At 67.7% G+C, this 25,759-nt stretch carries 26 protein-coding genes, 1 tRNA gene and 1 pseudogene; 18 read left to right on the plus strand and 10 right to left on the minus strand.

From position 1 onward, the window contains the following. The first annotated feature begins 57 nt into the window (after positions 1-57). Positions 58-1,317 (plus strand): MinD/ParA family protein, encoded by a 1,260-nt coding sequence (locus G154_RS08980; RefSeq protein WP_019512288.1) that lies wholly within the window; start codon positions 58-60, stop codon positions 1,315-1,317. Positions 1,318-1,330: 13 nt separating this feature from the next. Here G154_RS08980 and G154_RS08985 read toward each other — a convergent pair whose 3' ends face one another. Beyond that, positions 1,331-2,014, minus strand: coding sequence for a hypothetical protein (locus G154_RS08985; protein WP_045546561.1), 684 nt, complete (start codon positions 2,012-2,014; stop codon positions 1,331-1,333). Positions 2,015-2,366: 352 nt separating this feature from the next. Between G154_RS08985 and G154_RS08990 the strand changes: the two genes are divergently transcribed. The 4 genes from G154_RS08990 to G154_RS09005 all read left to right on the plus strand — a co-directional run bounded on the left by G154_RS08990 (position 2,367) and on the right by G154_RS09005 (position 4,887). Beyond that, the gene (locus G154_RS08990) at positions 2,367-2,657 is read left to right on the plus strand and encodes a WhiB family transcriptional regulator (RefSeq protein WP_019512290.1); all 291 of its coding nucleotides are present in this window, start codon (positions 2,367-2,369) and stop codon (positions 2,655-2,657) included. 214 nt (positions 2,658-2,871) lie between these two features. Continuing rightward, positions 2,872-3,828 (plus strand): pirin family protein, encoded by a 957-nt coding sequence (locus G154_RS08995; RefSeq protein WP_023985084.1) that lies wholly within the window; start codon positions 2,872-2,874, stop codon positions 3,826-3,828. Beyond that, complete coding sequence (locus tag G154_RS09000; RefSeq protein WP_019512292.1) at positions 3,818-4,084, plus strand: GNAT family N-acetyltransferase; 267 nt, start codon at positions 3,818-3,820, stop codon at positions 4,082-4,084. Before G154_RS08995 ends, G154_RS09000 begins: the two co-directional genes overlap by 11 nt. A gap of 5 nt (positions 4,085-4,089) precedes the next feature. After that, complete coding sequence (locus G154_RS09005; protein ID WP_019512293.1) at positions 4,090-4,887, plus strand: acyl-CoA thioesterase domain-containing protein; 798 nt, start codon at positions 4,090-4,092, stop codon at positions 4,885-4,887. Here the strand turns inward: G154_RS09005 and G154_RS09010 are convergent. Then, positions 4,884-5,384: a pyridoxamine 5'-phosphate oxidase family protein gene (locus G154_RS09010; RefSeq protein ID WP_019512294.1), complete on the minus strand. Its 501-nt coding sequence runs from the start codon at positions 5,382-5,384 to the stop codon at positions 4,884-4,886. The two genes, G154_RS09005 and G154_RS09010, sit on opposite strands and share 4 nt — an antisense overlap. A 103-nt stretch (positions 5,385-5,487) precedes the next feature. On the opposite strand from G154_RS09010, the gene G154_RS09015 reads away from it, so the two are divergent. Further along, positions 5,488-6,432, plus strand: coding sequence for a DUF808 domain-containing protein (locus G154_RS09015; RefSeq protein WP_019512295.1), 945 nt, complete (start codon positions 5,488-5,490; stop codon positions 6,430-6,432). Positions 6,433-6,590: 158 nt separating this feature from the next. On the opposite strand, the gene katG is transcribed toward G154_RS09015, so the two are convergent. Genes katG through G154_RS09030 form a run of 3 tightly spaced genes read right to left on the minus strand, consistent with a single transcriptional unit; the run spans position 6,591 to position 10,507 of the window. Continuing rightward, the gene (katG, locus tag G154_RS09020; RefSeq protein WP_023985085.1) at positions 6,591-8,777 is read right to left on the minus strand and encodes a catalase/peroxidase HPI; all 2,187 of its coding nucleotides are present in this window, start codon (positions 8,775-8,777) and stop codon (positions 6,591-6,593) included. 36 nt (positions 8,778-8,813) lie between these two features. Then, positions 8,814-9,266: a Fur family transcriptional regulator gene (locus G154_RS09025; protein ID WP_019512297.1), complete on the minus strand. Its 453-nt coding sequence runs from the start codon at positions 9,264-9,266 to the stop codon at positions 8,814-8,816. Positions 9,267-9,325: 59 nt separating this feature from the next. Continuing rightward, a complete protein-coding gene (locus tag G154_RS09030) occupies positions 9,326-10,507 on the minus strand; it encodes a transporter substrate-binding domain-containing protein (RefSeq protein WP_110807102.1) in 1,182 nt (393 codons plus the stop codon). Between the two features lie 162 nt (positions 10,508-10,669). Here G154_RS09030 and G154_RS09035 point away from each other — a divergent pair, with 162 nt between their 5' ends. Then, the gene (locus G154_RS09035) at positions 10,670-11,854 is read left to right on the plus strand and encodes a S9 family peptidase (protein WP_031601251.1); all 1,185 of its coding nucleotides are present in this window, start codon (positions 10,670-10,672) and stop codon (positions 11,852-11,854) included. A 6-nt stretch (positions 11,855-11,860) separates the two neighbouring features. On the opposite strand, the gene G154_RS09040 is transcribed toward G154_RS09035, so the two are convergent. Further along, entirely contained in the window at positions 11,861-12,634 is a 774-nt protein-coding gene (locus G154_RS09040; protein ID WP_023985088.1) for a TetR/AcrR family transcriptional regulator, read from the minus strand. 104 nt (positions 12,635-12,738) lie between these two features. Here G154_RS09040 and G154_RS09045 point away from each other — a divergent pair, with 104 nt between their 5' ends. From G154_RS09045 to G154_RS26365, 4 genes are all read left to right on the plus strand, one after another. Further along, positions 12,739-13,161, plus strand: coding sequence for a hypothetical protein (locus G154_RS09045; RefSeq protein ID WP_019512301.1), 423 nt, complete (start codon positions 12,739-12,741; stop codon positions 13,159-13,161). A gap of 106 nt (positions 13,162-13,267) precedes the next feature. Then, positions 13,268-14,257, plus strand: a complete 990-nt coding sequence (locus tag G154_RS09050; RefSeq protein ID WP_019512302.1) for a diguanylate cyclase — start codon at positions 13,268-13,270, stop codon at positions 14,255-14,257. Continuing rightward, on the plus strand, positions 14,257-14,904 hold the full coding sequence (locus G154_RS09055) for a GNAT family N-acetyltransferase (protein ID WP_045546563.1): 648 nt from the start codon (positions 14,257-14,259) through the stop codon (positions 14,902-14,904). Before G154_RS09050 ends, G154_RS09055 begins: the two co-directional genes overlap by 1 nt. 85 nt (positions 14,905-14,989) lie before the next feature. Then, on the plus strand, positions 14,990-15,145 hold the full coding sequence (locus G154_RS26365) for a hypothetical protein (protein ID WP_019512304.1): 156 nt from the start codon (positions 14,990-14,992) through the stop codon (positions 15,143-15,145). Positions 15,146-15,150: 5 nt separating this feature from the next. On the opposite strand, the gene G154_RS09060 is transcribed toward G154_RS26365, so the two are convergent. From G154_RS09060 to G154_RS09070, 3 genes are read right to left on the minus strand one after another with little or no spacing between them, the layout of a single operon-like run. After that, positions 15,151-15,834 (minus strand): GAP family protein, encoded by a 684-nt coding sequence (locus G154_RS09060; protein WP_019512305.1) that lies wholly within the window; start codon positions 15,832-15,834, stop codon positions 15,151-15,153. 50 nt (positions 15,835-15,884) lie between these two features. Then, positions 15,885-16,175 (minus strand): type VII secretion target, encoded by a 291-nt coding sequence (locus G154_RS09065; protein ID WP_019512306.1) that lies wholly within the window; start codon positions 16,173-16,175, stop codon positions 15,885-15,887. Next, entirely contained in the window at positions 16,172-16,690 is a 519-nt protein-coding gene (locus tag G154_RS09070; protein WP_019512307.1) for a GNAT family N-acetyltransferase, read from the minus strand. The genes G154_RS09065 and G154_RS09070 overlap by 4 nt, the downstream gene beginning before the upstream one ends. A gap of 42 nt (positions 16,691-16,732) precedes the next feature. Here G154_RS09070 and G154_RS09075 point away from each other — a divergent pair, with 42 nt between their 5' ends. Then, positions 16,733-17,596 (plus strand): CPBP family intramembrane glutamic endopeptidase, encoded by an 864-nt coding sequence (locus tag G154_RS09075; protein WP_019512308.1) that lies wholly within the window; start codon positions 16,733-16,735, stop codon positions 17,594-17,596. A gap of 134 nt (positions 17,597-17,730) precedes the next feature. Here G154_RS09075 and G154_RS09080 read toward each other — a convergent pair. Beyond that, positions 17,731-17,813, minus strand: a tRNA-Leu gene (locus G154_RS09080). Between the two features lie 272 nt (positions 17,814-18,085). Between G154_RS09080 and G154_RS09085 the strand changes: the two genes are divergently transcribed. The 6 genes and pseudogenes from G154_RS09085 to G154_RS09110 form a co-directional block, all read left to right on the plus strand. Next, positions 18,086-19,516: a DUF3662 and FHA domain-containing protein gene (locus G154_RS09085; protein ID WP_019512309.1), complete on the plus strand. Its 1,431-nt coding sequence runs from the start codon at positions 18,086-18,088 to the stop codon at positions 19,514-19,516. A gap of 142 nt (positions 19,517-19,658) precedes the next feature. Then, positions 19,659-20,126, plus strand: coding sequence for an FHA domain-containing protein (locus tag G154_RS09090; RefSeq protein ID WP_019512310.1), 468 nt, complete (start codon positions 19,659-19,661; stop codon positions 20,124-20,126). Continuing rightward, positions 20,123-21,727 (plus strand): PP2C family serine/threonine-protein phosphatase, encoded by a 1,605-nt coding sequence (locus tag G154_RS09095; protein ID WP_023985090.1) that lies wholly within the window; start codon positions 20,123-20,125, stop codon positions 21,725-21,727. The genes G154_RS09090 and G154_RS09095 overlap by 4 nt, the downstream gene beginning before the upstream one ends. Continuing rightward, positions 21,724-23,139 (plus strand): FtsW/RodA/SpoVE family cell cycle protein, encoded by a 1,416-nt coding sequence (locus tag G154_RS09100; RefSeq protein WP_019512312.1) that lies wholly within the window; start codon positions 21,724-21,726, stop codon positions 23,137-23,139. The genes G154_RS09095 and G154_RS09100 overlap by 4 nt, the downstream gene beginning before the upstream one ends. Further along, positions 23,136-24,611, plus strand: coding sequence for a D,D-transpeptidase PbpA (pbpA, locus tag G154_RS09105; RefSeq protein WP_019512313.1), 1,476 nt, complete (start codon positions 23,136-23,138; stop codon positions 24,609-24,611). Before G154_RS09100 ends, pbpA begins: the two co-directional genes overlap by 4 nt. Next, positions 24,608-25,705: pseudogene (locus G154_RS09110) on the plus strand (protein kinase); the annotation flags it as partial. The gene pbpA and the pseudogene G154_RS09110, both read left to right, overlap by 4 nt. Positions 25,706-25,759: the final 54 nt, after the last annotated feature.

The raw sequence follows: 25,759 nt of genomic DNA on the forward strand, positions 1-25,759 counted from the left end.
AAACCGGCCCGGCGCGTGTTTGCCCACCCGACCCTAGCAGCGCCCGGAGTACCCCAGATGCACGAATTCGGGCAGGCCACGCGCGGTGCCACGGGCTGCCGCCACGGGTCGGATCACCTCGGCGATGCCGGGCGGTGGTCGATACTGGAGGAGACATCGAACGAGGAGATCGCCTTGACCGACCGCGATGACACATCGCGCGGACAGGCCGGTGACAGTGCGGAGACCGGCCCCATCCCCACGCAGCGTCAGGTTCCGCCGCCATGGCCGCCGCAGGCACGCCCCGCCCCGCCGGCGGCCAGTTCCCACCGGCCGCCCTACCCGCCGCAATCGTGGCCCGCGCAGCACGCTCCGCCGCCCGCCCCACCGAGCTCCTACGCCGAACGGATTCCGGTGGCAGAGCTGGTTCCGACCAGCAAGCCGGCGCCGGGACGCGGCTGGCGGCGGCTGGTCTTGCGCGCGTCGTTCGGACTGATCAACCTCGGGCCGTCACCGGCGGAGGTCCGCGAGGCCGAACTGGAGGCCAGGATCCGCGGTGTGCTGCGCGGGCACTACAAGATCGGCGTGCTGGGCAAGGGCGGCGTCGGTAAGACGACGGTGTCGGCCAGCGTGGGCTCGGTGCTGGCCGAACTGCGCCAGGACGACCGGGTGGTGGCCATCGACGCGGACACGGCGTTCGGCAAGCTCGGCAGTCGGGTGGATCCCCGGGCCGTCGGTTCCTACTGGGAGCTTGCTGCCGACGAACATCTGGAGACCTTCGCCGATATCCGCGGCCGAGTGGGCCACAATGCCGCGGGCCTCTTCGTCCTGGCCGGCGAGGCGACACCGGCAAGGCGACGGGTTCTCGATCCGGCGATCTATCGGGAGGCCACGTCCCGGCTGGACCGGCACTTCTCCATCTCGATCATCGACTGCAGTTCCACCATGGACAGTCCGGTGACCCAGGAGGCCCTTCGCGATCTGGACGCCCTGATCGTGGTGTCCTCGCCGTGGGTCGACGGCGCCGCGGCGGCGGGCCAGACGATGGATTGGCTGGCCGCGCGGGGGCTGACCGGACTGTTGCAGCGCACGGTGGTGGTGCTCAACGATTCCGACGGTCATGCCGACAAACGGACGCGCACCATCCTGGCCCAGCAGTTCGCCGGGCAGGGCCAAGCGGTGGTGGAGGTCCCCTTCGACCATCAGCTGCGTCCCGGTGGGGTCATCGCAGGCACCGCCACGATGTCCGCGCCGACTCGGCGCAAGTTCGTCGAGATCGCCGCCGCACTGGCCGCGCACTTTCCCACCAGCGACGATCGCCACCGCGAGCGTTTCTGAAAGCGGGCTCGGCTCAGTCGATCTGGGCCATCAGCGCTTCGATGGCCGCGACCTCGGCCTCGGTCGGCGGCCGCTCCGCCTCGGTCCCCACGATGGCGTCATCGGAAACACCTGCGGCCATCGCGGTCTCACCGACGGTCAGGTTGGCCCGACGCCGTGCGGCGTACAGCCGCTGGCCAAGCGTCGCCGACGGGGCCTCGGCGGCCCGCAAGGTCAGTTCGTCGATGCGGCTGCGCACCCCGCTCAACGCCCTGATGAGCTCGGGCGTCAACTGGATGCGCGCCGCCCTCGCCGCGACCGCCTCGAGCTGACGCAGGTCGGCCAGGATCGCGGTGGCTCGTCCGGTGAACCCGGGGTCGGTGACCGGCGGTAGCGCCTCGATGCTGCCGGCGAAGGTGTTCGCGGCCGCGACGACGGCCTGGGCGATCAACGGCAGCTCGTCGTCGGCGGCGGGGGGCTGCGGGCGCGCCGGCGGCGCCGGGGTGGCGGGCTCACCCCGGCGAATCCGTTCGATGGTGCCCGGCGGCCATTGCAGGACGGACTCCAACTTGGCACGGGTTGCCAGCCGCGGCCAGCTGCGTCCCTTCTCGAACGCGATCAGTGCACCGGCGTTGATGACACCATCGGCAGCGAGACGGCGTTGGCTGACGTTCAGTTCGCGACGACGGGCGGCCGCGGCTGCCCCCGCCCGGACCATGCCGGGGTCATCGGCAGGCTCGCCGTTCCCGGTCTCGACCACGCCATGTCCCTTCTGGTCCCCGAACTGGGTGGGCCGATCGTAGCCAAAGCCGTAGCACTGCTATGGCTCGGGGTATAGATATCGGCGCTCTCGCGCTACCGTACCGAATCAACGCGACAGTTCGACCGTTGCACCTTGTTTCTGGCGATTTCCTCAAAAAACGCCTCTAGCTGTCAGTTTGTGCGCTAACGCGGTATGCGAGCCGTGAACCGCTGCAGCTTCCACTCGACTAACTGTTGCATCGCTACGGTTTGTGCTCTAGATTCGTCGGCATCGCGGCACTCCTGCCGCCGCCGCACGAGGAGACACCATGAACGCACTGGGCCTGGACGGACTGCCGGTGGGCGAATGCACCCGCGATCCGGAACGCTGGACCATCACCGCCGACGAGGACGCCAAGACGATCTGCCGGATGTGCCCACGCCGGTGGGCGTGCGCGCGCGAGGCCTGTGAGCTTCCGCGCGCCGAAGGATTGTGGGCCGGAATCGTCATCCCCGAAGCAGGCCGCGGCCGCACGTTCGCGCTCAAGCAACTGCGCTCACTGGCCGAGCGCAACGGTTACCCGGTGCGGGCACGTCGACTCTTCCTCGAGTCGGCCTGAGACGGGCCGTTCCCGCTGCCGTCGACGAGGGGCAGGCAGCGGGAGCGGCACCCGACAGGCGGCCGGCGGAATACCGCGCCGCACCGATCGGTTGATCTGTTCCGACGGTGCCGGACATGCCCCGGGTACCACTGAAATATCGTCGCTTCGAGCGACCACTTGCCGAGAGGCGACATGCCGGCACCGTCCCCGAACCATCGCTAGGCTTGGCCCGATGAGCAATGCCGATCCCGCTCCCGACGAAGTGGCCTGCCGCCCTTCCTCATTCGCGGGCGTCCTGCAGGCTCGCGAAGTCCCTCTCGGCGGGCCGCGGGCCATGACGGTACGCCGCACCCTGCCCGCACGCGAACGCTCGATGATCGGCGCCTGGTGCTTCGCCGACCACTACGGACCCCAGGACATCCGAACCTCCGCCGGAATGGACGTACCCCCACATCCACATACCGGATTGCAGACCGTCAGTTGGCTTTTCGACGGTGAGATCGAGCATCGTGACAGCAACGGTGTGCACGCGGCGGTGCGGCCAGGAGAGCTCAATCTGATGACGGCCGGTGCCGGCATCTGCCATTCCGAGGTAGCCACACCCGAAACCACGACCCTGCACGGCGTCCAGCTGTGGGTCGCCCTGCCCGACAGCGACCGGCACACCGCACGGGACTTCGCCCACCACGTACCCGAACCACGCACGATCGATGGCGCGACGGTGCGGGTCTTTCTCGGCGAGCTCGCCGGCGACCGCTCGCCGGTGCACACCTTCACCCCACTGCTGGGTGCGCAGGTGGACATCGCGCCTCGGGCGTCGGTCAGCCTGGCCGTCGACCCGTCCTTCGAACACGGCGTGCTGCTCGACGAGGGCGCCGTCGACGTAGATCAGACCGCCCTGCGCCGAGCCGACCTGGCCTATCGGTCCCCCGGCAGCGATCGGCTGCAGATCGTCAATCGCGGCGAGCAGCCGGCCCGGGTGATGCTGCTCGGCGGGCCACCGTTCGGCGAGGCACTGCTGATGTGGTGGAACTTCGTCGGCCGCAGCCACGACGAGATCGTGGCCTATCGGCAGGCGTGGCAGGACCGATCCGATCAGTTCGGTGAGGTCGTCGGCTATCGCGGCGCCGTCGACCGACTGCCTGCGCCCGGTATGCCCGGCACTAGGCTCAAACCCCGTGAGCGCTGAACAGCAGGCGGCCGTGGTGACCCCCGGTGACCACCGCTTCACCATCGCACTGGACGGGCGGCAGGTCGGTCTCATCGACTTCCACGATCGCGACGGGGTCCGGGTGTTCACCCACACCGAGATCGATCCCGCGTTCGGCGGCCGGGGCCTGGGCACCCAACTGGTCGCCGAGACCGTCGCGGCCACCCGCGCAGCGGGTTTACAGATCGAGTCCCACTGCTCGATGGTCACCGCGTACCTGGCCAAGAATCCCTAGCGTCCGTGCCGAACTCCCGGCCCGTCGCCTATTTCATCGCCGAGGGTGACCGCTACACACCCACCAGCATCGCCCGCGGCCCCTGGGGCCAGACCATAAGCGGCAACATACTCGGTGGCCTGCTCGGTTTCGTGGTCGACCGCGACCACAGTCAGCCGGATTTCCAACCCGCACGGCTGACCGTCGACCTCTTCCGGCCGGCGGCGCTGGCCCCGCTCACCGTCAGCACGACCACCGTGCGGGCCGGGCGGCGGATCATCGTGATCGACGCGACCGCGCTGCAGGACGGTCAGCCGGTGGCCCGCGCCAGCGTGCTCTACCTACGCCGGGGGCAGGCACCGCGCACGGATATCTGGACCCACCCGGTCGACATGCCCGTCCCGCCGGATCCGGGCGGTCCGGGTACCGGCGCGCCCATGCAGGTGATCGCGTACGGCGCGGGCACCAGTTCCGATCTGAGCGCCTGGGCGCACCGCGGCCCGAAACACGTCTGGTTGCGCACCAACACCGCGCTGGTCGACGGTCAGCCCATGACACCGTTCGCCCACGCGGCGATCGCAGGCGATGTGGTCAGCTCACTGACGCACTTCGGTCCCGACGGCCTGCTCTACATCAATGCCGATTACACGTTGACACTCAGCCGGTTACCGGAAGGCCCCGATATCGGGCTCAGCGCGCTGACCCACTACGCGGACGCCGGGGTGGCCACCGGGACGGCGACGCTGTTCGACCGAGCGGGCCCGATCGGCAGCGGGATCGCCACCGCGCTGGTCAGCCCGGGGTTCGCGCCACCGCCGGTCTAACCCAGGTACTGAGCGGTGCTGCCGCCCAACGGAACTGCGGGCATGCCGAGCTTGCGGTGATCCCAGCTGCGGATGCGCCCGGGCACCACCCGGACACATACCCGGTTGTTCATCATCTGCTCGACGAACGGTTTGACGTCCTCGGAGTACGGCCCGGTGTAGCGCTCCCACACGCTGATCCCCACGCGCATGTTGGTCTCCGGGTCGTCGATGATCTCCGCGGTCCCGTCGATCGACACACCGCGCAGGGTGTCGTAGGTGTGACCGTCCTCGATCATCACGGTGATGGTGGGGTCGCGCCGCAGGTTGACCGCCTTCTGCGATTTGGCCTTGGTCTCGAACCAGATCTCCCCGTCCAGGACGGCGTACCACATGGCCACCAGATGCGGACGGCCGTTGGGCAACACCGTGGCCATGGTGGCGGTGCGACTGTGATCGATGAACTCGGCGATCTCCTCATCGGACATCACGATCTTGGAGCGCTGATTGATTCCCATCACCAATCCTTATCAGGTGCTCACAGGGCTGTCCGGCACCGGGATCCCCCGGTGTTCGCGGTGCCGTCGCCACCGACCGCGGTACCCGCTAGCCTTCGGAGGCATGAGCGCAGGCCTTTTCGGACTCCTCGACGACGTCGCCGCCCTGGCCCGCCTTGCCGCCGCATCGGTCGACGATATCGGTGCCGCCGCCGGGCGGGCCACGGCAAAGGCGGCGGGCGTCGTCATCGACGACACCGCGGTGACACCGCAGTACGTGCAGGGAATCACCGCCGACCGCGAGTTGCCGATGATCAAGCGCATCGCCATCGGGTCGCTGCGCAACAAGCTGGTGTTCATCCTGCCCGCCGCGCTGCTGCTCAGCATCTTCGCGCCGTGGGCACTTCCCTACCTGCTGATGGCCGGGGCGACGTTCCTGTGCTTCGAAGGCGCCGAGAAGGTGTGGGGCTGGATCTCCGGTGGTGACGGGCACGCCGCACCGGCGGCGGTGGCCGGTGAGGATGTCGAGAAGACGATGACGTCCGGGGCCATCCGCACCGACTTCATCCTGTCCGCCGAGATCATGGTCATCGCACTCAACGAGGTGGCCGAGCAGACGTTCTGGCTGCGGCTCGCCAGCCTGGTGATCGTGGCGATCGTGATCACCGCGGCGGTGTACGGCGTCGTTGCGCTGATCGTGAAGATGGACGACGCGGGATTGGCGCTGGCACAACGCAGCTCGGCTTTCGCGCAGAAGATGGGACGCGGGTTGGTCGCCGCGATGCCCAAGGTGCTCTCCACACTGTCCATCGTCGGGACGGTGGCCATGCTGTGGGTCGGCGGTCACATCCTGCTGGCGCAGAGCTACGAGGCCGGGTTGCGGCCGCCGTACGAGTTGGTCCACGACGCCGAACACTGGACCGCGCACGCCGTCGGCGTGTTCGAGGGCGGGGTGGCCTGGTTGGTCAACACCGGGATTTCGGCGGTGGTCGGGTTGCTGATCGGCGCCGTGGTCGCGCTGATCGTGCACGTGCTGCCGTTGGGCAAGAAGAAGGCCGCCGCGCACTAGCCGGCCTTTCGCGCCGAATCTGGACAAGATTGCGAGAATTCGGGCATTCTGCGGCAACTTCTTCAGGTTCGGCGCACAGAATGCCCGCAAAACCACGACCAGGCCGGTTCCCGAAGGAACCGGCCTGGATCGAGGGCTGCAGATTGGTTCAGGTCCGCCTAGAACAGATCGGCATTGGCCACCTTGGTCCATGCGGCGACGAAGTCCTCGACGAACTTCTGCTTGGCCTCGTCCTCGGCGTACACCTCGGCGAAGGCCCGCAACTGGGAGTTCGACCCGAACAGCAGATCGACCCGGCTGGCGGTGAACTTCTCGGCCCCGCTGGCACGATCGGTACCGACATAGGTGCCGTCATCGGCAGGCGAGGGCGCCCACTTGGTGCCCATGTCGAGCAGGTTGACGAAGAAGTCGTTCGTCAGCGCGCCCGGGTTCTCGGTGAACACACCGAGCTTGGTGCCACCGAAGTTGGTGTCCAGCACCCGCAGTCCGCCGATCAGGACGGTCATCTCGGGAGCCGACAGACCCAGCAGATTGGCCTTGTCGATCAGCTGGTACTCCGCGGGCAGCGGCAGGCCCTTGCCCACATAGTTGCGGAAACCGTCGGCCTTGGGCTCCAGGTAGGCGAACGACTCGACGTCGGTCTGCTCCTGGGTGGCATCGCCACGACCTGAGGTGAACGGCACCGCGACATCGAAGCCGGCCGCCTTGATGGCCTTCTCCAATCCCACGACGCCACCGAGGACCACAAGGTCGGCGAAGGAGACATCGACTCCGGCCGAGCCCTGGATCTCCTCGAGCTTGGCGATCACCGGCGTCAGTTCGTCGGTTTCGTTGGATTCCCAGCCGATCTGCGGCTGCAACCGGATGCGGCCACCGTTGGCGCCACCGCGCATATCGCTGTTGCGGTAGGACGCCGCGGCCTTCCATGCCGTCGAGACGAGCTGGGAGACAGTCAGACCCGAATCGGCGATCGCCGTCTTGAGCTTCGCCACGTCGGCATCCGAGAGCGGGGTACCCGCCGGTACGACGTCCTGCCACAACCACGTCTGCTGGGGAACCAGCGGCCCCAGGTAGCGGCTCACCGGCCCCATATCGCGGTGCAGCAGCTTGAACCAGGCCTTGGCGAATTCCTCGGCCAGCTCCTCGGGGTGATCCAGCCAACGCCGGGTGATCTTCTCGAAGCCCGGATCCATCCGCATCGTCAGGTCGGTGGTCAGCATGCCCGGGTGGGTGCGGCCGCTGCCCTGGGCCATCGGCACCGAGTTGGCCCAACCGCCGTCCTTGGGCTGCCACTGGAAGGCACCGGCGGGGCTCTTCACGAGTTCCCATTCGTTGCCGTACAGGATCTCCAGGAAGCTGTTGTCCCACTTGGTCGGGGTGTGCGTCCAGGTCACCTCGAGACCACTGCTGACGGTCTCGTTGCCGACGCCGGAGTTGGCCCAGCCGAGGCCCTGGCTCTCCAGCGGTGCGGCCTCGGGCTCGGGGCCGTTCTCGACCTCGGTGGCGCCGTGGGTCTTACCGAAGGTGTGGCCACCGACGATCAGCGCCGCGGTCTCCACATCGTTCATCGCCATCCGGCCGAAGGTCTCACGGATATCGGTTGCCGCCGCGAGCGGATCCGGGTTGCCTTCCGGCCCTTCGGGGTTGACGTAGATCAGGCCCATGTGGCTGGCACCCAGCGGGTTCTCCAGCTTGGTGCGGTCACCGTTGGCGCCCGCGTAACGCTCCTGACTGCCCAGCCACTCGTGCTCGGCGCCCCAGTACACGTCCTCCTCGGGCTCCCAGTAGTCCGGCCTGCCGAACGCGAAGCCCGCGGTGGTGAAGCCCATCTTCTCCAGTGCCCGGTTACCGGCGAACACCAGCAGATCCGACCAGGACAGCTGCTTGCCGTACTTCTTCTTGACCGGCCACAGCAACCGGCGCGCCTTGTCCAGGCTGACATTGTCGGGCCAGCTGTTGAGCGGGGCGAACCGCTGCATGCCCTTACCGCCGCCGCCGCGTCCGTCGGCGACCCGGTAGGTGCCGGCGGCGTGCCAGGTCATCCGGACGAAGAATGGACCGTAGTGCCCGAAGTCGGCGGGCCACCAGTCCTGCGAGTCGGTCATCACGGCGTCGACATCGGCGGTCAGCGCCGCGACGTCCAGGTTCTGCACGGCCTCGCGGTAATCGAATCCGGGATGCGGGTTGATGACCTCGGGATCCTTCTGCAGGATCTTCAGGTTGACCGCGTTCGGCCACCAGTCACGGTTGCTGCCACCCTCGACCGGCGGCTTGATGACCATCGGGCACTTCGCCTCTGTGGGTTCGGTCTGCGCTTCACCGATCGGGGGACTTGTCTCGGGCACGTGGTGGATCCTTTCCGGGGCTGTCGGACTGGTTTCTTACTTCGAGCCGACGTGCGGCTGAAGTTCTTGTGCGGTAATGCAATCGGGGCACAGGCCCCAGTAGATGACCTCGGCCTCGTCGATCGTGAACCCGTGGTCGTCTGCCGCGGTGAGACAGGGAGCCTCACCCACGGCGCACTCGACGTCGGCGATGACACCGCATGAGCGGCACACGACGTGGTGGTGGTTGTCGCCGACTCTGGACTCATAGCGCGCCACCGAACCCGTGGGCTGGATGCGGCGCAGCAGGCCGGCTGCGGTCAACGCGTTGAGCGAGTCGTAGACGGTCTGATGCGAGACATCGGCGAGCTCGGCGCGCACCGCCCGGATCACCGTATCGGTGTCGGCGTGCGGATGCCGGTGCACCGCACCTAGCACCGCGATACGCGGGCGCGTCACTCGAAGCGATGCGCCCCGCAGCATCTGCTGGAAGTCCTGCGCGGTCGGCACACGACGAGTCTGGACCCTTTTCTGGAATTAGTCAAGATAAGGATTCGGGTCGGTAGACCTCAGTTGGGATCGGCCGCCGTGGTCGCGATGTCGTCGCCGAACCACTTCTTCTTGATGAGGTTGTAGGTGCCGTCCTCACGCATCTGGAACAGCATCTGGTTGACCGGCTTGCGCAGCGGACTGTCCAATCCCATCACGAAACCCTGATCCTCGTCGTGGAATACGGGACCTGCCATCACCGCGACACCCTCACCGCGGTGGGCCACGTAGTAGCGCAGCGTCGGCGCGTCGAAGACGACCGCGTCATAACCCTCCTCGCGCAACAGGTGATACGACTCCTCGATGGTGTCGGTGAGGGTGGCGTCGATACCCATGTCCCGCAGATACTCCGCGGCGGTTGTGCCGCCTACGGTCGCGACGGACTTGTCGTAGAGATCGGCAGGTCCGGCGATCTTGGCGTCCAGTTTCGCGACGGTGAGGCTGGCACTCAGGTTCGCCGAGTAGAACGATATGAAGACGATCCCGGCGAACCCCCACAGGATCGCCAACGCCTGCGTGACGGTGCGCGTCGCCGTCGTCGCGTTCTTGCCCACCAGCGATCCGATACCCCAACCGAATGCCTGGAAGATTCCCGGCAGATACGCCCGCGCGATCACCGGTTCGGGACTGCGACGCTCGATCAGCCAATAGATGTGTGCCGGTACGACGCTGACGACGATCGCGGCACTGAGCCAGATCAGCATGGTGCGCGACAGCAGCAGGTCCAGATATCCCCCGAGGCCCGGTATCGAGGGCCGGGTGTCGTGTACCGGAACGATGATCTGCAGGCCGGCATCCAGCGTGGGATGGGAGAAGTCGAACGTGCGCTCGCGATCCGCAGTCAACGAGATGCCGCCGATCGCGACATCGGCCTGTCCGGACGCGACCGCCGACAGTTGACCCCCGACGCTGCCGACATCGACGTACTCGGTGGACCACCCGAGACGTTTGGCGATGTCATTCCACAGCTCGATGCTGAACCCGGTCAGGTCCCCGTTGCCGGTCCGCATCACGAACGGCTCGAGAGTGTGCACCGCGACGGTGGTCGATCGCGGTTCGGGTTCCTGGTCCGGGATCGGTTCGGCGACAGTCGGTGCGGCGGCCAACAGCGCCGCGCCGGCCAGTACCAACAGCCATGCGGCCAGACGTGGTATCCGGCCCCGGGCGGTTGGCGATGTCGGTTGGTCTGGTGCGCTCGGCATCGTTGGTCTCGCAGTCCGGGCCGCCGGGCCCCTCGTCATCGTCACGTGCGCCAGCGCAGAATCTGGCAACGGGCTGAACCGTGCAGCCCAGCGCCGTTCGACCATACCCCGGCCACGATGGGGCTCCCGGATCGCCGACCAGGCCCCACTAGGGTGTGCAGCATGGCTCTTCGACATGTCGTGCGGATTCTCGTATTGCTTTTCTCGACAATCGCATTGGCCATACCCGCGGCAGCGCAGCCGGTCGCACCGAACTGGTCGGGCTTGGATGCCCGTTTATACGCAGGACCGATCCCCGCCGCGGGCAACGTGATCGAGACCGTCGAGCTGGCCCCCGAACTGTCCCTGACCGGCGCGGGAACCGCGTACCGGATTTTGTACTCCACCACCGATCAGCACGGCGCTCCCGCCGTGAGCACCGCGGCGGTGTTCGTCCCGCACAGCCCGGCCCCGGCGGGCGGCTACCCGGTGATCGCGTGGGCGCACGGCACCGTCGGGCTCGGTGACGACTGCACCCCGTCGGCGCTGCCACGCACGCCGCGCGACAACGAGTACCTATCGCACTGGTTGGACCAGGGTTACGTCGTGGTGGCCAGCGACTACGCCGGTCTCGGAACGCCCGGGTTGATGAGCTACCTCAACAGCGTGACCACCGCCCACGGCGTCATCGACTCGGTCGTCGCCGCGCACAAGATGCCGCTGTCACTCTCGCCCAAGTGGGCGATCGTCGGACAGTCCCAGGGTGGTGGCGCGGCGGTGGCCAGCGCCCGGTGGGCCACCGAGTTCAGTGCCGGTAGCGGGCTGGATTATCGGGGCGTCGTCGCCACCGGGACACCGGCCAACATCCAGAAGTTCGTGGCGCAGGCCGGCCCCGACCTGCAACTGCCCGAACTCGGCCCGGTCGCCAACGCGTACACCGCCTATATCCTCGCAGCCCTGCGCGAGGCGCGGCCCGACCTGGACGTCAACAGCGTGCTGTCGCCGGCCGGCCGTCAGGCGGCCGAGCGGGCGCAGACGGTATGTGTGCACCCGCTGACCGATGAATTGGCCCACCTGAGTCCCGCCGCCATGTTCACCAAGCCGCTGCTGAGCATTCCTGGCATCGAGGACGCGCTCAACGAGTTCATGGGAACCCCGGTCACCGGTTATGACCGGCCGATCTTCCTTGGCGTGGGTCTGCTCGATCGCGATGTGCCGCCGGCCTCGACGCTGGCGTTCTACGACCAGCTGGTGGCCAACAATCAGAACGTCGAGTTGAAGGTGTACCCCGAGGAGGACCACAGCGGAACGGTGCTGGCCTCGCTGGCGGATTCGACCCCGTTCCTGCGCAACGCTTTCGGGATCTGAGTCTGATCAGGTGCGGCGGGGCTCTATGAGTACGGCGAATCCGTCGAGGATTCTGGCGAGCCCGAAATCGTAGGCGTGCCCAGCGTCGTAGGCGCTGTGGTGTGTCTGCCCGGCCGCCGCGCCGACCCGGACGGCCAGCGGGTAACGCTCGGCGTCGAGGACGCCTTCCAACAGCGGACCGACCCGCTGCCACCACTGGTCGTCGGATTCACCGCTGTCCTCGGCTGCGGCGCGGGACGCGGTCGCGATCCGCGATACCGAGTCGACGAAGCCGAGTAGGTGGGTCAGGGCCGCGTCCATCTCCAGATCGGTCAGACCGAGGCCGTCGAAGGCGCTCAATTCGTGTTCGTATTTGGCCATCATCCCCGGGCCGAGCGGCGGCCGGGTGGTGGGTAGACCGACGACCCATCGGTGGCGGGCCAGCATCGCCCGATTCTCGTCCGCGATGGCCGAAACCTTTTCTCGCCAAGACATTCCGGTGAGGTCGGTGCGCGGCATCTGTTGGTAGACGGCATCGAGCATCAGGTCCAGCAGCTCGGCCTTGCCCGGTACGTAGGTGTAGATGGCCATCGGCGCCGCGCCCAGCGCGCCGGCCACCGCGCGGATCGTCAACTGGCCCAGCCCCTGCTCGTCGGCGATCCCGATGGCGGCCTCCACCACCTGATCGACGGTCATGCGCTGTCGTGGACCACGCATCGGCTTGCCCGAGGACCGGCGCCACAGCAACTCGAGGGTGCGCACCGGGTCTCCGGCGCTGGAGCGCACCTTGTCGCTGGGCAATGGCCGACCCACCTTTCGCTGTCCGTCGATCGTAGACGGCCGCGAGATATCTCCGTACTGTGTACGACGTACGCTGTACGCTGTTAAACGACCGAGGAGAGCTCATGACCGCGCCCAGCACCGGCAACACCGCATCGACGGGTTACACCCCGAGTCCCACCGACGTCGCCGGTGTCCTGGCCTGGTTCGAGAATTTCGATGCCCTTGCCGTGGCCAAGGATGTCGAGGCAATGGCCGATCAGGCGATGTTCCCCCTCAACGAGGTCAGCGACGGCAAGGCCGAGTCCTATGACCGCGCCCGCTACATCGCACAGATGACCTCCGAGCTCGGTGGCTCAGAACAGGTCGACATGGTCTCGGTCCGCACACCGACCTTCCTGAACGAGAATCTGGTCTTCGTCGTCACCGACGCCACGATCACGGTGGGCGATTCCAGCCAGCAGGTGCGTTACGGCGACCTGCTGGTGAAATGTGCGGGCGATTGGAAGTTCCAGACGATGGTGCAGGGCGGCTGGACCGACTTCTGAAGGCAGGGGCGCCGCGCAACCGCTTGCGCGGCGCCCGGTGGCCATCCGTCCGTTTCCCGGCATTTCCCAACGGGTGCATCATCCGGTAGGAACATGGACAATCGGGATGCCGGAATGGGGACTTGGCGGGGGCGAGGTGGTGGTGCCGGTATTGAATACGGTGCTGCGCCGCCGCATCCTGCTGATCTATCTGACGGTCTGCCTGTTCTTCTACGCGCTCGCGATACTGAGCTCGCTCGGACGGTCCGACGCGTGGGGTGAATGGATCGCCACATCGCTGGTCGGGATCGGATTGCTGGCCGCGCTCCCCCGGCCGGCCGCCGGGTGGCGCTACCGGGTGGCGTTGTTCTGCGCCTGTGCCGCGCCGCCGATCGCGCTGATCAGTCACACCGAGCTGGCCGCTCAGGTCTGGGCGCTGATCCCGTTGATCCTGATCGCCGTGTTCGTCAGGAGCTGGCACCGCACGCGGACCGCCCGGTTGGTCACGGCCGCGCTCGGTCTCGGCGCTGATGTGGGGCTGCTGATAGCGCCCGCCCCGGTCCCGCCGCTGTGGTTGCTGATGTTCCCGGTCTGCATCATGGGCATCGCCGAGGTGATCGGGCTGCTGCATTCGGCCCTTCTCGATGTGGGACACCGTGATCCGCTGACCACGGTGTGGAACCGGGCAGGCCTGAATCGCGCACTCGACGATCTGTTACCCCGTGCCCGGCGACGCAAGGACGCCCTGACAGTCATCGTGTTGGACATCGACGACTTCAAGTCGGTGAACGACCGCGACGGCCACGCCGCCGGGGACACGGTCCTGACCGAACTCGCCGCGCGCTGGACCGCCCAGGTGCCCGACGGTGCGCTCGTCACCCGACTCGGCGGCGACGAATTCGTCATCGTGCTCACCGGTTACGACGAGTCCCGGGCGCGGGTGCTCGCCGACGCGCTCAGCGGCGACGGGCCGATACGAGTGAGCAATGGTGTCGCCGTGGGAGCCGCCTACGACCCCGCCGCTTTCGCCGGTCTGCTGGCCGCCGCGGACCGCGATCTCTACCTGGCCAAGGGCAACAAACCTCGTCCGCCGGCGGATGAGGCGCCCGCGTGGTGATGACCTCGCCGGCAACGCAACTGCGCATCGACGTTGGCGATGTCTCGCTCGTCGTCCCGACGGACGCGCAACTGGCGGTGCTGGCCCGCCAGGCCGCCACACCGGGAGCGGTACTCCCCGAGAATCAGACCCACTACGTCAAGTGGATCGACGGACGCAGCCCCGAAGTGATCGAGCAGCAGCGCATCGACCGGGTCCGTACCAATCGTGACCTCACCACGGGCCCGGGATGGACCCTCGACCTCGCCATCGTCGTGGGCGGTCGTCCCGTCGGGCTGCAAAGCCTGTCGGGTTTCGAGCAGTGGCCGCAGCGCCGGGTCGTCGGCACCACGTCGTGGTTGATCACCCCGTATCAGCGACGCGGACTGGGGACCGCGGCCCGCGCCGGCGTCCTGGAACTCGCATTCGCGAACCTGCGTGCGGAGAAGGCGAGATCGTGGGCGTTGGAGGAGAACGTCGCCAGTACGACCGTGTCGGCACGACTCGGATACCGGCTGGTCGGAGCGGAGGTGATCGTCGAGCATGGCCGACAACTCACCGAAAAGGTCTATGAACTCTGCGCTGAAGAGTGGGCGAAGTCGACGGTGCGCCTCCGGTTGAATCCGGTCGTCACCGGTGCCGAATCGCTTGCGCGTGCCGTGGGTTGACGTCGTCCGCTGAACACGCTCTGTTCAAAAGGATTTCAACTGCCATATCTCGCCGGTGACCCTCCACCCCCCTATCGTCGGTAACGTGCCGTCCACGGATGAGCGTTCCGAATCACCGCCGGAGGCCGAGCAATCCACCGAGCGACCACGGGTGCGCACCGGTGACGTGCGGCGCGCCGCCCAACGGTGCCCGTGCGGGCTGGAGCTGTCCCTGACCGGGATCTGCGTCAACTGCGACTGAGCGGGTCACACCAGGGCCCTGCGGTGGATCAGCGCGTCGGCGACAAGCGCCACCCCGGCGATGACGAACAGGATGCGCACTCCGATGGGGCCGTATCTGGTCAGTGTCCGTACCAGTGCGCGTTGCATCCGGTCGGCCCGCCGACTCCTGCTGGTGGACAGGGCCAACACCAGGATGCACGGCAACAGCGCCAGCGCGCAGTAGGCCAACACCAACACCGGCCAGGCCGTCGGCAGCGGCTGACGGGTGGCGATCATCGCCAGCCCGGCCAGATATGGCACCGCGGTCGGTGCCTGGCCCAGACCGACTGCCACACCGACGAATCCGAGTAGCCACGGTCGTTGCTTGAGTGCCGCGAATGCCCAGCCCGGGGCGGTGGACTGGGCCACCAGCGGGAAGAACGCCAGGACTATCAGGGCCGCGCCGATCAGCAACTCACCCCAGTACCGAACGCCGGGTGTGATCTCGAACTCGGTGAGCTCGGTGAGCAGGTCGACGCCCAGCACGAAGAAGATCCCGAAGGTGGAGGTGACCGCGAACACTCCGGCGATGAAGCTCAGCCCGCCGGGTAGGGCGGATTGACGATTCAGCCGACTGCCGTAGACCACGGCCGAGACCACGCCGATATTCAAGACACTGAGGGAGTCCAGAAAGGCCAGCCCGAGCAGCGCCAGCACGAGACCCGTCACGGAGTCGACCCTACTTGCGTGCGGCGGTGCTCAATCGGTGCCGGGTCGACTCATGGAGTGAGTGCCTCGGCCGCGGCCGCGTCCTGGTCGGTGTAGCGGGTGGCGGCCGCGGAGAGGTTGTCGGCGTAGGACTGCACGGACTCGGCAAGGGCGGCGGTGTCCGCCGCTATGGCGGTCCCCGCCGCGTGGCAGGCCGCACCCGTTTGTAGCTGCGGGACCGCGGCTGCGGCGCCGGTGAGCGGTGCATCGGCACCGAGTCCGGTCAGTTGCGCACCTGCCTGACGAAAAAGGGTGCTGGCGGCTGTCAGCGACGCGGGGTCGACGACCAGATTCTCCGTCATATCGAATCCCCTTCGGTGGTGTGCATCGTCGTCAATGTTACGGCGGGCGCGCGAAGTGTTCTGACGGCAATTTCGGCTACCAGAGATGCCCCGGTCGATCCGATGGCTTGGGTGTGGCCGGTCCAGAGCTGCCACCCGCGGGATGCATAGAACGGCGCGGCCGTGGCGACCGCGTTGAGCGCACCGAGCTGGTGATGGACGCGGATGATGTTCTCGACGCGGTCCATGACGATCCGACCCAGCCCGCGGCCATGCTGATCGCCGCGCACGGCGACGGCCTCGACGTAGCCGGTGTCGAACGCCACACCGTCGTGGTTCAACGTCCGAGGCACGACGGCGGCGAAGCCCACCATGGACCGGTCGTCACCGGTGAGGACAACATGCCGGCCGGGGACGGCGTGCAACCAATCATGTGATCGAAACGACGAGCCGAATGCGCTGCGCACCAAAGATTCGGCCTTGTTGAGCTGAGCACCGCTGAGTTCCCCGGGCTCGGCGACCACGACCTCGACCATGCCGCCAGCGTGGCACACCCGGCGTTGGCTAGCATCGAAATCGTGTCCGGCACCGCAGACGCCCGTCGCGTTTCTGTGCAGTGGATTCCGTCGGCTGTCATTGCCGTCGGTCTGGTCATTTACCTGGCCGCAGCCCTCGCCGTATACGTCGGCGCCGCGGGCCAGATCCGGTTTACGGCAGACAGTTCGGCGACCATCCCGATGTGGCACCTGTGGCTTGCGGCTGCGGTCGGTATCGCACTGACGCTTGTCGCACTACCCCAGCGGGGTGGGCGGGCTTCGGCTACGCCTCGTGATCGTGTCGACGCGGTGGTGCTCACACTGCTCGCCGTCATTTTCCCCGCGCTGCTTGTCCTTTCGGGTCCGACCGAGCCGAACTACACCGTGCTCAAGGTGGGCCTGCTGGTGATCTGTCCGCTGTTGCTGTTCGCGGTCGGGCGCCGCCGGGAACCTGCTTCGACTTTCATCGACGAGCCACCCGGCCACCGTTGGCGCCCCTTGATTCCCGTGCTCGGTTGGGCGGCAACCCATCTGGTGTTATCAGCGCACGGGCCATCCCAACGTATCGACGTCGACTGGGTGACGCTGGTCGTCGGACTCGTGCTCGGCTTTCTCATCAACGCGGTGGTGGAGGAGTTCTTCTACCGCAGGTGGTTGCAGACCCGCTGGGCCCGGGTGCTCGGTGGTAGCTGGCCGGCGATCATCGTGTCTTCGTTGCTGTGGGCGTCCTGGCATATCGCGATTCAGGGCTCCGGTGACCTCGGCATGGATCTGGCGAACGCGATCGTCAATCAGGGCGTCACCGGCTTGTTCCTCGGCCTGCTGTGGGCGCGCGGGCAGGCCATGTGGCCGCTACTCGTCACGCACGGGTTGATGAACGCCAACCCGGTGGTGCTGTTCGGGTGATCGGTGCATCGGGCGTCTCCGACTCTTCCGCGTCGCGCACGACTCCACAAAGCACAAGCTCCACAAAGCACAAAGGTCACGACCCATTTCTGGTTCGTGACCCTTATGCCTGGAGTTCGTTGAACTCCTCACTGTGGGCGAAGGGGGACTTGAACCCCCACGTCCCGAAGGACACTGGCACCTGAAGCCAGCGCGTCTGCCATTCCGCCACTCGCCCTGAATGACCGCGCAACAGTATCACCACCGACCCACCAGACCCAAAACCGGCCGTGAGAGTGACGTTGTTGCGCTGAATTCGGCCTGGGGACCACCAAAACGTCGCTCTCGCGGGCCGGACGGCGGCCCGACCGAAACACCCTGACCTGGCGCTATTGGATTCTCAGAGATCCGTTGGTCACGTATTGCGCACATGGGCCGATAACATGCGTGTGAGCAGTGTGGCCAGAGCGACACGCAGCGACGGCATCGGACGACGGACAGGGCGGTGATATGGGGCTGGCAGACCGTATCGAACGACGCCTCGAGTCGACGGTCGGTGATGCCTTCGCCCGGGTCTTCGGCGGATCGATCGTCCCGCAGGAGGTCGAAGCCCTGTTACGGCGGGAAGCCGAAACCCACGCCCGCGATGTCGGTCATGGCCGCATCTTGGCTCCCAATGACTACGTCATTACTCTCAGTGAGACTGACTATCAGAAGGTGAGCGCAGACCCGGTCCGCACATCGACCACATTTGCCCGCCACCTGGCAGGTTTCATTCAGGACCAGGGGTGGCAAACTTATGGCGATGTTGTCGTCAGGTTTGCGCCATCGCCGAGCCTGCACACCGGCCAGTTCCGCACCCGTGGAGCGGTCAACCCCGACTCGACCACCGGCGACCCCGTCGCCCCAGCAGAACGCAAAAGCGCGGCAGGCGCAGAACCAGGAGTACCAGCGATGACCGACAACCCGAGCTACCGCGGCCAGGGACAGGGTCGGCCCGGCGACGAGCAGTACGACGACCGGTACCGCCAGCAAGACGAGCCGCGCGGCGCCTACCCGCCCGAGCAGGGCGGATACCCCGACCAGGGCTACCCGCAGCGCCAGGGCGGCTACTCCCAGGAGCAGGGCGGCTACCCGGACCAGGGCTATCCGCCGCCGTCCTACGAGCAGCGCCCGCCTGCCGGCTACGGCCAACCGCCCGCCGGGTACGGCGAGCAGGGCTACCGCCCGCAGCAGCCGCCCGCCGGATACGGCCAGCCCGCCGGTGCGCCCCCGAGCGCTCCGCCGCCCGGGTACGGCGACTACGACTACGGCCGCCCGCGTCAGGACGAAGGCTACGGCTCGCATGGCCGCCCGCCCGCCGCACCGTCCTACCCTGATCAGGGTGGCTACGGCGGTCAGCAGTACGACCGTGCCGACTACTCGGCTCCCCCGGCCGCGCCGGCCGCGCCCGATTACGGCCGCTATGGTCAGCCGCCCGCCCAGGGCGGATACCCCGACCAGGGCGGTTACGGCGAGCCCGCTGCGTACGGACAGCAGGACTACGGCCAGCAGGAGTATGGGCAGCAGGACTACGGCCAGCCCGACTATGGCCAGCAGGGCTACGGCCAGCAGCCCGCCGGCCCCGCCGGATACGCCGGTTCTTACGGCGCTGCCGCACAGGTGACCCTCCAGCTCGACGACGGCAGCGGCCGCACCTACCAGCTGCGTGAGGGTGCCAACGTCATCGGTCGTGGCCAGGACGCCCAGTTCCGGCTACCCGACACCGGCGTCTCGCGCCGGCATCTGGAGATCCGCTGGGATGGCCAGGTCGCACTGCTGTCAGACCTGAACTCCACCAACGGCACCACCGTCAACAATGCCCCGGTGCAGGAGTGGCAGCTCGCCGACGGTGACGTCATCCGGCTGGGTCATTCCGAGATCATCGTCCGGGTCCACTGATCCACCGGGCGCCGAAGACGGGGTCGAGCTGGCGGACACCACGGCGTAACGGTCCGGCCTCGGGCGGCACGCTTCGTCGACGCATCGTCAGCGGTCCCAGTATCGTGTCCGCGACAGCGCACCGCGATGGAGAGGACGTCAGATGCAGGGGCTAGTTCTGCAGCTGACCCGCGTCGGATTCCTGCTGCTGCTGTGGCTGTTCATCTGGTCGGTGCTGCGCATCCTGCGCACCGACATCTACGCGCCGACCGGCGCGGTGATGGTGCGTCGCGGCCTGGCCCTGCGCGGGCCGTTGCTGCCCCGCGGCGAACGGCGACACATCGCCAAACACATGGTCGTCACCGAGGGGGCCCTTGCCGGCACCCGCATCACGCTGGGCAGCCAGCCGGTGCTGATCGGTCGCGCCGACGATTCCACGCTGGTACTCACCGACGATTACGCGTCGACACGGCACGCCAGGCTGTCGCCTCGGGGCTCGGAATGGTACGTCGAGGACCTAGGATCGACCAACGGTACATACCTTGACAGGGCGAAGGTGACTACGGCGGTAAGGGTTCCGATGGGAACGCCGGTAAGGATCGGCAAGACGGTAATCGAGCTGCGCCCGTGACACTCGTATTGCGTTATGCAGCGCGTAGTGATCGCGGGTTGGTGCGCGCCAACAACGAGGACTCGGTGTACGCCGGTGCCCGCCTGCTGGCCCTCGCCGACGGGATGGGTGGCCACGCCGCCGGTGAGGTCGCCTCGCAGCTGGTGATCGCCGCGCTGGCCCACCTCGACGATGACGAACCCGGTGGCGACCTGCTGAACAAGCTCAATGTCGCCGTCCACGAGGGCAACTCGGCCATCGCCGCGCATGTCGAGGCCGATCCCGAGCTCGAGGGCATGGGCACCACGTTGACGGCCATCCTGTTCGCCGGCGGCCGCCTCGGCCTGGTGCACATCGGCGACTCGCGCGGCTATCTCATGCGCGACGGTGAGTTGACCCAGATCACCAAGGACGACACCTTCGTCCAGACCCTGGTCGACGAGGGGCGCATCACCGCCGAGGAGGCGCACAGCCATCCCCAGCGCTCGCTGATCATGCGGGCGCTCACCGGCCATGAGGTCGAACCGACCCTGATCATGCGGGAAGCCCGCGTCGGTGATCGTTACCTGCTGTGTTCGGACGGCCTGTCCGACCCGGTCAGCCAGGAGACCATCGCCGAGGCGCTGCAGATACCCGACGTCACCGATGCCGCCGACCGGCTCATCGAACTCGCGCTGCGCGGCGGCGGTCCGGACAACGTGACCGTGGTGGTCGCCGACGTCGTCGACTACGACTACGGCCAGACCCAGCCCATCCTGGCCGGCGCGGTCTCGGGCGAGGACAACGACACCGCACCGCCGAACACCGCGGCGGGCCGGGCGTCGGCGTTCAACCCCAAACGCAATCAGCCGAAGAGGGTTGTCACCCAACCCGAGGAGCAACGCCCGCCCCGCTCCAAGCGCCGGATATGGATCGCCGCCGTGGTGGTCCTGCTGGTAGTGGTGGCGGGGCTGGCCATCGCCCGCGAGATCATTCGCAACAACTATTACGTCAGTGAAGAGGACGGCACCGTCGCGATCATGCGCGGTGTGCAGGGCTCCTTTCTGGGCCTTTCCCTGCAGGAACCGTTCCTGGTCGGGTGTCTGAACTCCCGAAACGAACTGTCCTTGATCAGCTTCGGCCAATCCAAGGACGCCCTGGACTGCCAGTTGCTCGGCGTCGACGACATCCGGGAATCCGAACGCGCCCAGGTGGCCGCGGGTCTGCCGTCAGGCACCCTGGATGACGCGATCCGCCAGATAAACGAACTGTCGCGCACCTCGTTGCTGCCCATCTGCACGGTGCCGACCAAGACGGCCACCCCGTCACCGACCCCCACCCCGCGGCCCACCCCGACGCCCGCGTCCAGGCCGGCTGCCCCGACAGGCACCGCGGCGGCACCCAGCTCCGGCGCGCCGCGACCGGCCACCTCGGCCCCGTCGACCACGACCCGGGCCGGTCAGCCCGCCCCCGCCGACCAGGACGACCCGGACGCCCCGGATCCTGCGATCGCACCTCGCGCCGGCGGATCCACGCCGCCCGCCGCGCCCGCGACCACTCCCCCGCCGGCCCCCTCCCCGACCGTCACGGCTCTGCCGCCCTCACCGCCGGAGCCGGGCACCAATTGCCGGACCGCGTCATGAGCACTGAGCCTCAGTCACCGGTCTCGCTCACCCCTCCCCTGCCGAATCGGCGCAACGCCGAACTGGGCCTGCTGATCTTCGCCGCGGTCATCACGACCGTGGCGCTGCTGATCGTGGAGGCCAACCAGGAGCAGGGCGTCAACTGGGATCTGGCCCAGTACACGCTGGCCTATCTGGCCCTGTTCAGCGGGGCGCATCTGGCCATCCGCCGCTACGCGCCCTATGCCGACCCGCTGCTGCTGCCCGTCGTCGCGCTGCTCAACGGGCTGGGCCTGGTGATGATCCATCGGCTCGACCTGGCCCAACGCGAGCTCGACCAGGACAGCGTCGGCGGCAACGCCGCCCAGCAGATGCTGTGGACGCTGGTCGGGGTGGCGGCCTTCGCCGTTGTGCTCGCGGTATTGCGCGATCACCGCATGCTGGCCCGCTACGGATACACCTGCGGCCTGGTCGGCCTTGTGCTGCTGGTGATTCCGGCGCTGCTGCCGGCCCGTTTCTCCGAGCAGAACGGTGCCAAGATCTGGATCCGGTTCGAAGGCTTCTCCATCCAGCCCGCCGAGTTCTCCAAGATCCTCTTGCTGACCTTCTTCGCCGCCGTCCTGGTCTCCAAGCGTGAATTGTTCACCAACGCAGGCAAACACGTACTGGGTGTCGATCTGCCCCGGCCGCGTGACCTGGCCCCGCTGCTGGTGGCCTGGATTGCCTCGGTCGGCGTCATGGTCTTCGAAAAGGACCTGGGCACTTCGCTTTTGCTCTACGCCTCGTTCCTGGTGCTGCTTTACATCGCCACCGACCGACTGGCCTGGGTGATCATCGGTCTCGGCTTGTTCGCCGTCGGCAGCGTGCTGGCCTACCACCTCTTCGGCCATGTCCGGGTGCGGGTGCAGAACTGGCTGGATCCGTTCGCCGACCCGGACGGGGCCGGCTACCAGATGGTCCAATCGCTGTTCAGCTTCGCCACCGGTGGCATCTTCGGCACCGGGCTGGGCAACGGCCAACCCGGAACCGTCCCGGCCGCCTCCACCGACTTCATCATCGCCGCGGTGGGTGAAGAGCTCGGATTGGTCGGTCTGGCAGGCGTTCTCATGCTCTACACCATCTTGATCACCCGCGGCCTGCGCACCGCGATCGCCGTGCGGGACAGCTTCGGCAAGCTGCTGGCCGCGGGGCTGGCCTCGACGCTGGCGATTCAGCTGTTCATCGTCGTCGGCGGCGTCACCAAGCTGATCCCGCTCACCGGTCTGACCACCCCGTGGATGTCCTATGGCGGTTCGTCATTGCTGGCCAACTACGTGCTGCTGGCCATCCTGGTCCGCATCTCGCACGCCGCGCGCCGACCGATCGGACCCACCACCGGGCCCAATCCGGCCCCCATCGCCGCCGCGTCCACCGAGGTGATCGGGAAAGCATGAACACCTCGCTGCGCCGACTCTCCGTCGTCTTCATGGCACTGGTCGTGCTGTTGCTCGCCAACGCCACCCTGACCCAGGTGTTCACCGCCGACGGGTACCGCGCCGATCCGCGCAACCAACGCGTGCTGCTCGACGAATACTCCCGCCAGCGCGGCCAGATCACCGCAGGCGGCGAACTGCTGGCGTACTCGGTGTCCACCGACGGCCGGTTCCGGTTCCTGCGGACCTACCCGAAACCGCAGACCTACGCCCCGGTCACCGGTTTCTACTCGCTGGGCTACTCCAGCAGCGGTCTGGAACGCGCCGAGGATCCCATCCTCAACGGCTCCGACGAGCGGCTGTTCGGCAAGCGCCTCGCCGACTTCTTCACCGGGCGGGACCCGCGCGGCGGCAATGTCGACACCACGGTCAAACCCGATGTGCAGGAAGCCGCCTGGGAGGCCATGGAGAACGGCTGCGACGGCCCGTGCAAGGGCGCCGTCGTCGCGTTGGAACCGTCGACGGGCAAGATCCTGGCCATGGTGTCGGCACCGTCCTATGACCCCAACCAGCTGGCCAGCCACGATGGTGCGGTGCAGACCAAGGCCTGGGAGCAGTTGCGTGATGACGCCGACGCCCCGCTGCTCAACCGGGCGATCTCGGAGACCTATCCCCCGGGTTCGACGTTCAAGGTGATCACCACCGCCGCCGCGCTGCAGGCCGGCGCCACGCCGGACACCCAGCTCACCGCGGCCCCACGCATCGCGCTGCCCGACACCACCGCCACCCTGGAGAACTACGGCGGCAGCCCATGCGGCGGCGGCCCGACCGCACCGCTGCGCGAGGCCTTCGCCCGGTCCTGCAACACCGCCTTCGTCGAGCTGGGCATCGACAACGGTGCCGACAAACTCAAGGCCACCGCCCGGGCGTTCGGTCTGGACAGCACCCCGGCGGCCATCCCGCTGCAGGTCGCCGAGTCGACAGTCGGCCCGATCAACGATGCCGCCGCGCTGGGGATGTCCAGTATCGGGCAGCGCGATGTCGCGGTCACCCCCCTGCAGAATGCGATGGTGGCCGCGACCATCGCCAACGGCGGCGTCACCATGACTCCTTATCTGGTCGATACCCTCAAGGGACCGGACCTGTCCAACATCGCCACCACCGCTCCGAGCGAACAGCGACGAGCGGTGTCACCCCAGGTCGCAGCTACACTTACCGATTTGATGGTGGGCGCCGAGCAGGTGACGCAGCAGAAGGGAGCCATCGCCGGCGTGCAGATCGCATCCAAGACGGGCACTGCCGAGCACGGCACCGACCCCCGCAACACCCCGCCCCACGCCTGGTACATCGCGTTCGCGCCGGCCCAAGCCCCGAAGGTGGCCGTCGCCGTCCTCGTGGAGAATGGCGGAGACCGATTGTCCGCGACCGGCGGCGCCGTAGCCGCCCCGATCGGGCGCGCCACCATAGCCGCCGCACTCCGGGAGGGATCATGACGGCCCGGGTCGGAGTGACGCTGTCGGGGCGCTACAGGCTGCAGCGCCTGATCGCCACCGGCGGTATGGGCCAGGTGTGGGAGGGACTGGACACCCGCCTCGGCCGCCAGGTCGCGATCAAGGTGCTCAAGGCCGAGTTCTCCGAGGACTCGGAGTTCGTGGATCGCTTCCGTGGCGAGGCCCGCACCGTCGCCATGCTCAACCACCCCGGTATCGCCAGCGTGTACGACTACGGCGAGACCGAGATGGACGCCGGCGAGGGCCGCACCGCCTATCTGGTGATGGAGCTGGTCAACGGTGAACCGCTGAACTCCGTCATCAAGCGCACCGGGCGGCTTTCGCTGCGGCACGCGTTGGACATGCTGGAACAGACCGGCCGCGCCCTGCAGGTCGCACACACCGCCGGCCTGGTGCACCGCGACGTCAAACCCGGCAACATCCTGATCACCCCCACCGGGCAGGTGAAGCTCACCGACTTCGGCATCGCCAAGGCCGTCGACGCCGCCCCGGTCACCCAGACCGGCATGGTGATGGGCACCGCCCAATACATCGCCCCCGAACAGGCCCTCGGCCGCGACGCGACCGCCGCATCCGACGTGTACTCCCTCGGTGTCGTCGGCTACGAGTCGTTGTCGGGCAAGCGCCCCTTCACCGGCGACGGCGCGCTGACGGTCGCGATGAAGCACATCAAGGAGGCCCCGCCGCCGCTTCCCGCCGATCTGCCACCCAACGTGCGCGAGCTCATCGAGATCACGCTGGCCAAGGAGCCCAACCACCGGTACCGCTCGGGTGGGCCGTTCGCCGACGCCGTCGCCGCAGTGCGCGCCGGTCGCCGCCCACCGCGCCCCAACTCGGCGCCGACCATCGGACGCGCCGCACCCGCGGCGATCCCGTCCGGCACCCAGGCCCGCGCCGCCGCGGCGGCCGAATACCGGCCGCCGGTGACCACATCGCGTCCGCGTGCCGGTACCGGCAGTCACCGTCCGCCACCACCGCGGCGCACCTTCTCCCCGGGCCAGCGTGCGCTGCTGTGGGCCGCCGGTGTGCTCGGTGCGCTGGCCATCATCATCGCGGTGCTGATCGTGGTGAATGCCCAGGACAAGCGCGACAATCCGGTGCAGCAGGAGACCTCCACCAGCACCACCGTC

The sequence above is a fragment of the Mycobacterium sp. VKM Ac-1816D genome, from assembly GCF_000416385.1.
GTDB classification, from domain to species: domain Bacteria; phylum Actinomycetota; class Actinomycetes; order Mycobacteriales; family Mycobacteriaceae; genus Mycobacterium; species Mycobacterium neoaurum_A.